We start from the raw sequence: 12,748 nt of genomic DNA on the forward strand, positions 1-12,748 counted from the left end.
TCTATAGAAAGCGTCTGCTTTTTTTTGCGTGTTACATTACACATGGCACCAAACCTAAATAGCGAACACCAATGGGGGTAATTTCAAATCTACAAGGCAATATCTCAACACCCATAGCAAAAGCATTTCTCAGCAACTTACCGTATACAGGGTCAGTGCTGTCACCTGGAGCAAACTCCGTACAATCTGCTCGGTTAATAAAATAAAGCATTACCGCACGACTGTGAGGTAACAAAGCCGTTAACTCCCGCAAATGCTTTTGCCCACGTGTAGTCTCTGTATCAGGAAACAGCGCTAACCGACCCGATGCCAAAGTTGTATTTTTGACTTCAACATAAACAGGTAAGTCTGTATCATTCCCCGTCAACAAAAAATCAATACGACTCTTTTTGTCAATTCCGTAAGGTACTTCACCCTTAATAAAAGTGTAATTTCCCAATTCTGGAAATAAATGCTGTGCGAGGGCAAGCTTTATAATTCGATTGGGTAAAGCAGTATTAATGCCCACCCAAGTTGGTTCATTATCGTTGACTTGTATAAGTTCCAGGGTATAAGCTAGCTTGCGTGCTTCGTTGTCGCTTTTCGACAGCATAACCGGACTACCTGGTGTTGATACTCCCGTCATCGGGCCAGTATTGGGACAGTGTGCAGTGACTACTTCTCCTGAAGCAAGTTCGACATCCGCAAAAAACCGCTTGTAGCGTTTTACGAAAATTCCAGAGTATAAAGGTGGATAGTAGTATAAATAATCATCAGTCATTGATTTGTGTACTTTAACTAAACTATGTTACATTCTGTAAAAATTTTAGAACCAACCGATTTGTGGTATCTACAAAACAATATCAACAAAGAAACAAACAAACACTATCATCCCACCAAAAATATTCCGTTTGTCCAGCAATTAGAAATAAAACTTGAAAATTCAGGTGTAGTGGTTCAAAAAGGCGCCATGCACAGTTGTTTTGGTCTCCTTAGCTACGGAGTTTACAAAACCGATAATCGCCTTAAAGATGTTTGGGTATCGTTAATGACCGAGATTGATTATAATGCACCCGTTTATCGCGGTACAGGCGTAATCAAGCTTGAGCCGAAGCAGAAAGGTTCTTTTTTAGACTACACTGCAATTGATATTACAGACGATGAGCAATGGGAATTCGATGATGGTATATTCCAATTTTGCTCTGATAATGTGGTACTAGGCGCCAAAAAGTTAAATTGGCGGCAAATGGCAGGTTCAGCAGATGGTAGATGGAGAATTGCAATTAAAGCATTACCAGGACAAAATGCGAAAGTTGTCACAGGAACATTGGCGCCAGCAAAAGTAATAGAGCTTAGAAAAGACGAAGTTTTAATCGCTGATTATGATATGGTTAAAGGCTTCACAAATGGAATTAAAGAAGAATACTCGAAGTTAGGATACTTTGGTAAAGGCGGTGGTGAAGGTTATGTGTGGACTTACACTGTAAGTAACCGTTCAGGGGGGCGCCTATTAGTATCCGAAACGGATGGAATGGGTATTAGTTGAAATTAACTAATTATTAAATCTCCCAATCCTCTTAAAAAAGGAGGATTTATAACAATAATTTTACTCTCAACGTCTTGAGGGTCAAAAAACATGTTTTTGCTAACAAGTATATTTCTTTGAGTATTATGACTTTAATATCATTTTAATTCACAAATAATACTGTTTTAGTCAGGTTCTTTACACAGACTTTATTTCATTAATTAAATAAAAATTTAAATAGAAAAAGGATAGATATTTTTTAATAGTTCACTTGAAGCTGATAAGTAAAATAAAGAACAATGAAAGAGTTTTTTCAAGGTTTTCATATCAAGTTAGCTCAATATATTAGCTATAACTCCAAAGAATTAGTTACAAATCCTCAATGGTTCATAATGCGGCGAATGGGTAGGTTCAATGCTATTCGCAAATGGAAAGGTGAGAGTTTTACTTCTTATAAGGCGCCATCTATCCAACAGACAGAATCAAGTATTTTTACCAACATAAATATAGATAACGTCATTGCTAACTTAGAAAAATATGGATTGTATCAAGGGTTACAGTTACCTGAACATATAATAAATAATATACTGAAGTTTGCTTATAGCACAAACTGCTACGCGGGTAAAAATCCGAAACAGGGTTTTCATATTCACGAAAAAGATAAAGCACAAGCTTTTTGTAAACAAAAAATATTAGTAGGTAAATATTTTAATACTGCATTGCAATGCCAAGCTATTAACATGCTGCAAAATGATCTTATTTTACAGGAAATTGCAGCAAAATACCTTAAAACTAAACCAGTACATATATCAAACTCGCTTTTTTGGAGTTTTCCTAGTAATTCAACTTTTTTTGAACAGTCAAAAGCTGCACAAGTTTTTCACTGCGACCTTGATGACTATAAATTTCTGAAGTTTTTCTTCTATATAACCGATGTTGATTTGAATAGTGGTCCACATGTATATATACTGGGTAGCCATAATCGAAAGAAACTTTTGTATCAGCTATTGCGAGGGCGCGCGACTGAGCAAGATTTGATAGATTACTATGGAAAAGAAAATATAGTTTCAATTACAGGTTCGCGCGGTTGGGGATTTGCCGAAGATACGTTCGGTTATCATAAAGGAAGCGCACCACTAACTCAACCTCGTTTAATGTTACAGGTTGAGTTTGCTAGTAAAGATTATGAAATGCAGCACGATTTAATCGAACCTCGCTATCTTAAATCTATTTTGTAAATGATTCTAAATTAATCACGTCTATTGCCAAGCGTTTATACTAGTAAGTTAGGATGAATATTTTTACGCCATAGCCATGCAGCACGAAAACTTCAACCGGGGATTGGAAAAAGCTAAACAGAAAGACTATACAGGTGCCATCGTAGATTTTACAGCGGAACTAGAGGTAAATCCTTATTTTGCTGAAGCCTACTTGCAGCGTGGCTTGGCTTATTATGATTTGGGTGAAGTATTGCGCGCCGTTTCAGACTATACCGAAGCTTTAAACCTAGATTCAAAGTTAATTCAAGCATATTACAGTCGGGCATTAGCGCGGATGGTACTAAAAAATTTGCCGAGTGCCATTGATGATATTGAACGCGCGATTCGTCTTGACTACAATTATGCGGCAGCACATAACTTACGCGGTACCCTGCTACGAAAAGCTGGAGATGTTCACGGCGCCATTGTCAGCTTCAAAAAAGCGGCAGAATTATATATAGTGCAGAAAGACGCAGAAAATTGTCGGTTGTGCATGGAGAAAATTAAGCAGCTTCAACCGAAACCTCAACCACAGCAGGTTGTAAGCATTAAGTCATCAACGAGCACATCACCTGTAATTATGCACGAAGGTGATTACTTTAAACAATTAATCGAAAAAGCCGAACAAGGAGATATAAGAGAAGCGCTCGAAAGTTTGAACTGGGTTTTTCAAGTAGACCCACAAGATGGTAAGGCTTATTGCTGTAGAGGTGTGATACGCTGCAAGCAAGAAAGGTATATAGATGCCATTGCTGATTTTAACCAAGCTTTAAAATATAACTTTCAAGACGCCATTGTTTACCGTAACCGAGGTAAAGCCAGATTACAACTCGGAGATAATACTGGCGCCATCGCTGATTTTAACAAAGCTTTAGAATTAGAACCAGATAATGCGATGCTTTTTATCGCCAGAGGTAACGCTTACCGAAGCATGGGCAATCACTACGGCGCCGTTCAAGACTATACTAAAGCTTTACAACTTGATCCCGAAGATGCCCACGCTTACTATAATCGTGGTTTAGCATACACCCATATCGAAGAAATGCAGCAAGCAATTAATGATTATCAAAAAGCTGCGAGTATATTTTGTGAAAAAGAAGATTGGAAAAATTATCAGAAAGCCTTGGACAGCTTAAATAAAATAACTGTACCGAGTCAAGATTTAAACAAAGCTCAATCTACTATACTTCGTCAAAAATTATTAAGGCTTGTAGGCGGTTACTGGGAAATTGCCGAAAGGCTGATAGAAGACGCTAAGTATTATTATCCAGGTATGTCAGAAGATTGGTACATCGAAAAAGTCATTAGTGACATTGAACGTGATAGACGGTAGGGGCAGGTTAACCCATATGCTACAAATGTTTTAACACTTCGTAAACCCGCCTCTTGGTAAACCCGCCCCCAAAACCAGTGTATTTTATACAATGACCGTTCCGAGATGACATAACCCATATAATGCGATTCTTTTCAAAATTCTTTGCTACCCTTTTAGCAGTAGTATTGCTACCTGCTTTTATGGCTGTTGCTCAAACTCAAACTATTACACCGGGTGATAATCTAGTTGTGGAAGGAATTCCACCCATTCCGGTTAGCATCGTCCAAAGTGTTGAACGCTACACTAATTTTCGCGCTGCGAGTTTAGCCAGTTGGCACCCCAAAAGACGTGAAATGCTCATATCTACACGCTTTGCTGACACCCCACAAGTACACCTCGTCAAATCTCCTCTCGGCGCCCGCAAGCAATTAACTTTTTTTCCTGAGCGTGTAGCAGGAGGAAGGTTTCAACCAACACAAGGCGAATATTTTGTTTTCAGTAAAGATATTGGTGGAAATGAGTTTAGCCAAAACTACCGTTATGACTTCGCGACAGGTGATATAACCTTACTCACCGACGGTAAGTCAAAAAACAGTGGTGGTATATGGTCGAATAAAGGTGACAGAATAATTTACACCTCTACCCGTCGTACTGGTAAAGACAATGATTTTTATATTATTGACCCATTAGACCCCAAAACTAATAAACTTATTACCCAAGTCGAAGGTGGTGGTTGGGGTCCATTAGACTGGGCGCCAGATGATAGTAAAATACTCGCAATCGAATACGTTTCTGTAAATGAAAGCTACTTATGGTTATTAGATGCAGCATCTGGAGAAAAGAAACTTATTACACCCAAAGGTGGTAAAGAAAAAGTTTCTTATGGTGGCGCCATATTTAGTAAAGACGGAAAAGGTTTATACGTTGTCACCGATAAAGAATCAGAATTTCAAAGATTGGCATATGTTGACCTAGCGACAATGCAGCCAACTTACCTTACTACGGATATCAAATGGGATGTCGAAGATATTGACCTTTCCGATGACGGTAAAAACTTAGCTTTCGTTACGAATGAAGATGGCACCAGTGTATTACACCTTCTTGATACAGCAACACGTAAAGAAAAACCCCTACCTAAATTACCTGTAGGACAAGTACTAGGCACCAACTGGCATAAAAATAATGAGGACTTAGGATTTACATTAGTTTCTGCACGTTCCACAGCCGATGTATATTCATTAAATATTCGCACTAACAAAATAGAACGTTGGACAGAAAGCGAAACAGGTGGTATCAACACAGCCAACTTCACCGATGCTCAATTAATTAGATGGAAAAGCTTTGACGGTAAAACAATTTCTGGGTTTATGTATCGTCCCCCATCGAAATTTACAGGCAAACGTCCGGTAATAATTGATATTCATGGAGGCCCCGAAGCACAATCACGTCCTGGCTTTTTAGGGCGCCTTAATTACATAATAAATGAATTAGGTGTAACAGTAATATTTCCCAACGTCCGAGGTTCATCAGGGTACGGAAAAACATTTCTGCAACTTGACAACGGATTTAAACGTGAAGACTCAGTAAAAGATATAGGCGCCTTATTAGACTGGATATCAACACAACCCCAGCTAGATAAAGACCGAGTATTAGTAACAGGTGGAAGTTACGGAGGCTATATGTCTCTAGCAGTAGCAACCAACTATCCTGAAAGAATACGCGCTTCAATAAATATAGTCGGAATATCCAACTTTGTCACATTCTTAGAAAGAACCGAAGGTTATAGAAGAGACTTACGAAGAGTAGAGTACGGGGACGAGCGAGACCCGAAAATGCGCGAATTTCTCTTAAAAATATCGCCCTTAAATAACGCCAGTCGTATCAAAAAACCACTCTTTGTAATTCACGGAAAAAACGACCCGCGCGTACCATTAAACGAAGCCGAACAAATAGTAGCAACTGTGCGAAAAAACAACATCCCCGTCTGGTATCTCATGGCAAAAGATGAAGGACATGGTTTCAGTAAAAAAAGAAACATAGACTTTCAATTTTACGCAACAATCATGTTCATCCAAGAAAATCTCTTAAAGTAATAAAGTGCTGAGTGCTGAGTGCTGAGTGCTGAGTGCTGAGTTCTGAGTACTGAGTGCTGAGTACTGAGTGCTGAGTACTAATTATAACTCTTGTGGAACGGGCATCCCTGCCCGTCTCTTAATTATTTCTTAAAAATGTAACTATTTAATCTTAGAATAACCAACTTTCCAATTAGTAGGTTCTTTCAATTCCTCACCCTTACCTTGAGAAATAACCCACAAAGCAATACGAGTATTTAACAAACCCTTCATTAAATAGTGTCCAGGTTTCGCGCGAACACCCTCAAATTCATTCGTCCCACCGTAAGCAAGAATTCCACAATAAGTTTTATCACCCTGAATATTCACAGTAAACTGCTTATCATTAAGATACCCACCGGGAACCATGAAAACAGCATATACATGATGTTGTCCATGCCAAGGTTTAACAACTAGCTTTTCAGGATACGCATAGTATTTAGGAGTTTTATCTGAAAAGCCCCACCATTGACACCCTAAAACAGGCGACTTTTCTGATAAATACGAGAAACCCATAACACCAATTAAAACAAGTGTAAATAAAATGTAAAATAAGTTACGCTTTCGCACGCTTTTAAAAATCATTATTCATTAATCAAATTAACTTTAACTAATTGCAGTGAAAACAGTTGTAGCTTAAAAGTCAAGATAGGCAAAAATACAAAATTGTTTCAGAAACCCGGTTTTTAGGGTTTCTCTTTTTTCTTGTGCCCAAAATAACAAAGCAGTCTACAATTTATCCCAGTAAACCGAATATACAACTTGAACAATGGTATCAAATCCTACAACGTTCTCTGATATACAAAATCATTGGGCACGTTTATTTATCGAACCATTGCTGCGACGTGGTGTAGTTGCAGGGCAAAATGGTGTCTTTCGTCCTGATAACTCAATCACACGTGCGGAGTATGCGGCAATTATAACTAAGGCATTTACAAAGATTCCGAAAAGGCGCCAATACATACCTTTTGTAGATGTACCTGCAAATTCTTGGGCTTTCTCAGCAATTCAAACAGCTTTTGAAACTGGCTTTCTGAATGGCTTCCCTGATAATCGTTTTCGTCCCGATAATCGAATTTCGCGTCTAGAAGTTTTATTATCCCTAGTCGCAGGTTTAGATATTGCGTCAAAAATAAGACCTGATTTACTTAATAGCTTACCGCAAATCTATGAAGACTCCGTACAAATTCCTGGCTATGCAAGAAATCAAGTAGCAATAGCAACTAGTGCAGAAATAGTATCAAGCCACCCAAATACAAGATTACTCAATCCGAATTTAGCGGCAATTCGCGCTGATGTTGCGGCATTTATCTATCAAGGCTTAGTGTACATTGGCGAAGTACCAAAAATTGCCTCCAACTTTTTAGTTTCACCTCGACAAACTTCAACCCCACCACGTCCTACACCTACTCCTACTCCATCACCAGCACCAACAGGTACAGTTCGTGTGAGTCATCGTCGTGAATTTCGCGGCGCCTGGTTAACGTGTGTATGGAATATTGATTTTCCATCAAAACCAGGGTTATCTGCCGACCAGCAAAAAGCCGAACTAGTACAAATTATTACCCGACTTCAACAATTAAATTTCAACGCGCTTGTATTTCAAGTGCGTCCTGAAGGAGATGCAACTTATCAGTCGCAACTAGAACCTTGGAGTGCTTGGTTCTCTGGTACACAAGGTCAAGCACCCGGATATGACCCATTACAGTTTGCTATTGCTGAATGTCGTAAACGCAATATTGAATTACACGCATGGTTTAATCCTTACCGTGCGAGAACTTCTATTCGACAAGGTAATCTAGCTCGTCCTCATCTTGCTGTTACAAACCCTGATGTAGTATATCAATGGGGTAATCAATTATGGATGGATCCAGGCGCCAAAGTTGTGCAAGACCGCGCGTACAATGTAATTATGGACGTGCTACAACGCTATGACGTTGATGGTATCCACCTCGACGACTACTTTTACCCTTACCCTATTCAAGGACAAAACTTTCCTGATAATAAAACTTATGCAGCGTATCGTAGTGCTGGTGGTAATTTAAGTTTAGAAGACTGGCGCCGTGAAAATGTTAATCAAATGGTATTACGGTTATCACAAGGAATTAGAGCAGCAAAACCCCACGTAAAATTTGGTATTAGTCCCTTTGGTATTTATAGACCAGGACAACCAGCAGGAATTAGAGGTTTAGATGCTTTTGCAGTACTTTATGCCGACGCTAAAAAGTGGGTTGAACAAGGCTGGTTAGATTATATTGCTCCACAACTATATTGGCGTACCGACCAAACACAACAAAGTTACCCTACTTTACTCAAATGGTGGACAGAAATTAATACAAGGCAACGCCATATTTATGCAGGAAACAATCTTGGACAACTAGATGGTAAAGCTTGGAAAGACGAAGAAATCGAAAAACAGGTAAAAATCAGTCGTAACCTAGTTAATGATTTATCTTTGGGCAACATCTTTTTTAGTATGAGTGGCATTAGCGAAAATCGCCAGGGTATCGCCGATAAATTCCGACAATCTCTATATAATACCCCCGCACTGGCGCCGACCATGCCTTGGCGTAATTCTAACCTACCATCACCACCAACTCAACTCCAAGTAACATCGCGGCGCCTATCGTGGCAACCTGGAGATACGCGCGAAATTCGTTCTTGGACTTTATACAGACGTAGTGGAGACAACTGGACACTACAGCGTGTTCTAAGTCGCGGTACAAACTTCGCCACCGTAGAACCAGGACAATATGCTGTATGTGCTGTTGATAGATTAGCCAATGAAAGTTTAGGTGTAGTTATTACCGTAAGTTAAATTTACCATTTTGTGGGTTGGGTTGGGTTGGGTTGGGTTCCGCAAAGCCTCCACCCAACCTACAGTTGATCTTTTATGTGTTGGAGCAGGCATCTGGCGACAAATTCAGCTAATTTTACTGGTACTGCATTACCAATCATTTGTTCTAAATCAGTTTTAGATTGATTTTGTTCATCAAAAATAAAATGTTTGGGAAATGTTTGTATATAGCTTCGTTCTATAGTAGTTAATGGACGTAAATCAGAAGTGATAGGCGCCGCATCTCCAGGATGCCCTTTATAACTTTTGGGAACAGGACGATTTACACTTCTAATTGTAGGGCTTGGTTCATCGATACTAAATATACCTCGTCTTTGATAAGTTCTAGGATGCCTGTAGTAATATTCAATACCTAGGCTGTTTCCTAAATAATGCCTGATTGTAGTTGGTTCTTTGGATAAATTATAGTTTATATATGGAATTAATGCGTTATCGATACCGTTTAATTCTCCTATACAGAAATATCTTTTTCGACTTTGAGGAACTCCACAGAATGCTGCATTAATTATCCTTTGTGTCAACCCGTAACCACTATTTTTAAATATATTTATAACTTGGTTATATTTCTGGCTTTTTTGAAACCTATCTACATTTTCCATTACAAACCATTGTGGTTTCACAGACGCGATGATTTGGGCGAATGTAATACTCAAATCACCTCTTCCTAAATCTTCATTACGCTTACCAGCACTAGAAAAATCCTGGCAAGGTGGACCGCCTATAATAACGTCAGGGTTGAGGCTAAGAAAAAAATTATAATTATCTACATTGCCAAGGTCACAACTGTAAATCTTATGCGAAAAGTTCTTTTTATAGACTTGTACTGCTGGTTCCCATTTATCAAATGCTGCTACGACGGTCATACCAGCATTTTGAAAACCTAAAGATAATCCCCCACAGCCAGCAAAAAAGTCAATAATTCTTAAATTTGTATGTTTGGTTTGCTTATTTATTAATGCCATACAAATTCCTAAAAAGACCTATGGCAAATTGTCAACTATAGTTCCTTTGTTCGTCAACTATGCTTATGTTTATTTTTGTGTAGTACGTTTGTTGGCTACTTATGTGACCAAACACCCCATTTTTGAATTGCGCTCTTTAAGGCGCCATCTGGTAAGCTATCTAAATTCAAAGATTCACCTTTGTTCACACATTCAAGAGCTTCAAAAAATGCTTTGACACCGCTACCTGCGCCATCAGGGTGGTCCATAATGCCTGTACCAGCATTAAGAACAACATCTTGACCATAGTCAGATACAGCTTTGCTTACTACACCTGGGTGAATACCTGCTGATGGAACTGGCATGACATTTCTAGCTCTTAAAATATCGCGAATTTGGGCTTCAGTATTGGCATCAAATGGTAAATTACCATAATGGGCTGGATACAAAACAGCATCGGCGCCTGCGTAAGTCATTAATGTTCCTAAAGAAACCGAATAATCAAAACCATAGTCAGGAGCAGCAGAAAGGGCGCCTGCACCCGCTGGATGGGTAAAAATAGGCACATTCACTTCTGGGTCAACAGCTAAAGCTTCTAAAACAGAAAATCCGTAGGAAAAGACATTTAATAATAAGGCATTGGCGCCATTACTTACTAAATCCCTAGCACGTTGTAATAATTGTGCAGCATTTCCTGTAACATTAACGGCATAAAGTACAGTGTTTCCAGTTTGTTGCTTGACTATATCAAGTACTTTACGGCAAGCTTTTAAGCGTTCTAAAGTGGGAGCAGAAGCAAGATTACCTAAAATCTCATCATCTTTGATAATATCTAAACCCGCAAAAGCAACTTCCTTTAAAATTGCAGCATGGTCTGCGGCAGAAAGTCCTAAAGCTGGTTTGAAAATTGCCATTATCAAAGGACGTGTACGCACGTTCAATAATTCACGTATACCCGATATACCATATTTAGGACGCAACCCGTAATTTTCGGGTAGTCTTAATGCAACAACTTTCGCGGCGCCTGCCATTGAGTACTTACCGAATATCATAGTAAGTAAACTACTCACATCATTTTCTACATTCGATAAAGGAAAGCGTACCGTCGCAATACTATAATTATCAGGTTGCTTCACAACAGATACAACCTCACCCAAATGCGATGTTAAACTCGCTTCACGATGGGCAAACCGCGCATCCCAAGTTCCAACAGTTTGCCCTATCGCAATAACTTTAGCTTGTTTCTCAGCATTTACATCCGGTGGAAAACGATAATCTACTTCGATAGCCATCTTACAAAGCTTCCGCAAAATACCAAAATCCAGTATCCCAAATCTAGTATGTCATACTTCGGAACGTTAACGCAGTTTTCCCGCAGGGTAGCATCTTTGTCATGCTGAGGAACGAAGCATCTTCACGATGTCTCAGAAAATACCGTCTTAATTCCTCATTTGACATAGCATCGTAATCAACATTACTCATAAAACGCTTCTCCATTATAAAAGTCAGAAGTTACTACAGCTTTAAAATTTCATTTAGTGAAACCAGCCATTGATAACAAGGTTCATCAATTGGCGCCAAATCTCGACGTAGTTGTGCTAAAGACTCAGTATAAGCTTTCAGCCATCGTGCTGCAAGTTCTTGTTCAACTATTAAATCTTCTAATGATGCCCTATTAAATTGTGCCTTAACCCACTCTTCAAACGTCAATATTTCAAGAGATATTCCAAATATTTCCTCAATTTCTTTACATCTAGATTCTAGTTCTTCAAGTCTTTCAGGTTTAATGCTTGTAACAAAGCCAGCTTTTATAACATCAGGATGGACTTCCAGTTTTTCTGATAATTCTTCAATTTCATCTCTTAAACACGATTTACCATATTTAGCATCCCAAGCTTCTATAATTTGCCTATCCTCTAAAAGTTATATGTCACCAATATTTCCATGTTTTTTATTAGCTGAACGCATTTGTGAGAGAGGTTTTAGCAAATAATTAGGAAAAATTTGGAATTCTTGCATAGCTTGCATTAAACTGTGCATTGCTATTTCCATCAATCGAGCAGCATAAGCCGAATTATTCATGTGCTGTAAAATAATATTGAATGCAATCTCCTTGTTAATTATGGTGGTTTCCAGATATGAAAGTAGTTTATCAGTAATTTGTACAGCTAATTCTCTAAAGTTATCTGCTTGATTGAATAATTGTGATAAAAGATAGAGCAATGCTAACTCAGGAACTATCTGATCTTCCTCAACTGCTTCAACAATATTTAACCATTCAGAACGGGCGCCTCTCATATTAGCTTTATATACAGATGAGTATGGATAATTTTCTGCTAAACTGCGCGTCATCATAAAACCATCTGCATTTAGCCTAAGTAGTTCATATTTTCGCAGTGTTGGTGTAATGTACTGTTTGTCCAGCGAACGCATTGAAATACCATCATGCCAAGAAAAATCTCTCGAACTTGCGCTACCTTTATGTAATCTAATATTTTGTTCTGGTTCAATAGACTTTACACATAGTTGTAAAATTGTCAAACCAACTAATGCTCTCCCAACCTCGCTAGTTACTGAACTAACCAGCGTGCCTAAAAGAAGCTTATGCTCCTGTGATAGTTGTGAAAAATCAAGATTTGATGACGAATTACGACAAAGTAAAATTTGTCTCTCTAAATATCCACTAGAAAGTTCCGTTGCTATTTTTTTATATCGTATTTTTGCAGTTTGATTCATCCTCCTTCTAAAAATAACTCAACTG

The 12,748-nt window shown here is 38.6% G+C and carries 12 protein-coding genes; 5 read left to right on the forward strand and 7 right to left on the reverse strand.

The genetic code is table 11. The features are described from left to right. Window positions 1-31: 31 nt before the first annotated feature. Window positions 32-760: a DNA/RNA nuclease SfsA gene (gene sfsA, locus DSM106972_RS11145; protein WP_127080751.1), complete on the reverse strand. Its 729-nt coding sequence runs from the start codon at window positions 758-760 to the stop codon at window positions 32-34. Between the two features lie 24 nt (window positions 761-784). Between sfsA and DSM106972_RS11150 the strand changes: the two genes are divergently transcribed. From DSM106972_RS11150 to DSM106972_RS11165, 4 genes are all read left to right on the forward strand, one after another. Then, window positions 785-1,525 carry a hypothetical protein gene (locus DSM106972_RS11150; RefSeq protein WP_127080752.1) on the forward strand — a complete coding sequence of 247 codons (741 nt, stop codon included), beginning with the start codon at window positions 785-787 and terminating at the stop codon, window positions 1,523-1,525. A gap of 278 nt (window positions 1,526-1,803) precedes the next feature. Continuing rightward, window positions 1,804-2,742: a phytanoyl-CoA dioxygenase family protein gene (locus DSM106972_RS11155; RefSeq protein WP_127080753.1), complete on the forward strand. Its 939-nt coding sequence runs from the start codon at window positions 1,804-1,806 to the stop codon at window positions 2,740-2,742. 76 nt (window positions 2,743-2,818) lie between these two features. Continuing rightward, on the forward strand, window positions 2,819-4,096 hold the full coding sequence (locus tag DSM106972_RS11160) for a tetratricopeptide repeat protein (RefSeq protein WP_127080754.1): 1,278 nt from the start codon (window positions 2,819-2,821) through the stop codon (window positions 4,094-4,096). A gap of 122 nt (window positions 4,097-4,218) precedes the next feature. Then, window positions 4,219-6,171 carry a S9 family peptidase gene (locus tag DSM106972_RS11165; RefSeq protein WP_233787700.1) on the forward strand — a complete coding sequence of 651 codons (1,953 nt, stop codon included), beginning with the start codon at window positions 4,219-4,221 and terminating at the stop codon, window positions 6,169-6,171. Window positions 6,172-6,312: 141 nt separating this feature from the next. On the opposite strand, the gene DSM106972_RS11170 is transcribed toward DSM106972_RS11165, so the two are convergent. Then, the gene (locus DSM106972_RS11170; RefSeq protein WP_127080755.1) at window positions 6,313-6,774 is read right to left on the reverse strand and encodes a hypothetical protein; all 462 of its coding nucleotides are present in this window, start codon (window positions 6,772-6,774) and stop codon (window positions 6,313-6,315) included. A 184-nt stretch (window positions 6,775-6,958) separates the two neighbouring features. Here DSM106972_RS11170 and DSM106972_RS11175 point away from each other — a divergent pair, with 184 nt between their 5' ends. Further along, window positions 6,959-9,007, forward strand: a complete 2,049-nt coding sequence (locus tag DSM106972_RS11175; RefSeq protein WP_127080756.1) for a glycoside hydrolase family 10-like protein — start codon at window positions 6,959-6,961, stop codon at window positions 9,005-9,007. 59 nt (window positions 9,008-9,066) lie between these two features. On the opposite strand, the gene DSM106972_RS11180 is transcribed toward DSM106972_RS11175, so the two are convergent. From DSM106972_RS11180 to DSM106972_RS53335, 5 genes are all read right to left on the reverse strand, one after another. Further along, complete coding sequence (locus DSM106972_RS11180) at window positions 9,067-10,008, reverse strand: DNA cytosine methyltransferase (RefSeq protein ID WP_127080757.1); 942 nt, start codon at window positions 10,006-10,008, stop codon at window positions 9,067-9,069. A 95-nt stretch (window positions 10,009-10,103) separates the two neighbouring features. Then, on the reverse strand, window positions 10,104-11,279 hold the full coding sequence (locus tag DSM106972_RS11185) for a RuBisCO large subunit C-terminal-like domain-containing protein (protein WP_127080758.1): 1,176 nt from the start codon (window positions 11,277-11,279) through the stop codon (window positions 10,104-10,106). A gap of 43 nt (window positions 11,280-11,322) precedes the next feature. Beyond that, window positions 11,323-11,484 (reverse strand): DUF6887 family protein, encoded by a 162-nt coding sequence (locus DSM106972_RS55770; RefSeq protein ID WP_411675294.1) that lies wholly within the window; start codon window positions 11,482-11,484, stop codon window positions 11,323-11,325. 18 nt (window positions 11,485-11,502) lie between these two features. Continuing rightward, on the reverse strand, window positions 11,503-11,697 hold the full coding sequence (locus DSM106972_RS53330; RefSeq protein ID WP_233787701.1) for a hypothetical protein: 195 nt from the start codon (window positions 11,695-11,697) through the stop codon (window positions 11,503-11,505). Between the two features lie 213 nt (window positions 11,698-11,910). Further along, on the reverse strand, window positions 11,911-12,723 hold the full coding sequence (locus DSM106972_RS53335) for a hypothetical protein (protein WP_233787702.1): 813 nt from the start codon (window positions 12,721-12,723) through the stop codon (window positions 11,911-11,913). Window positions 12,724-12,748 lie beyond the last annotated feature (25 nt).

The organism is Dulcicalothrix desertica PCC 7102 (genome assembly GCF_003991905.1).
In the GTDB taxonomy this organism is placed as follows: domain Bacteria; phylum Cyanobacteriota; class Cyanobacteriia; order Cyanobacteriales; family Nostocaceae; genus Dulcicalothrix; species Dulcicalothrix desertica.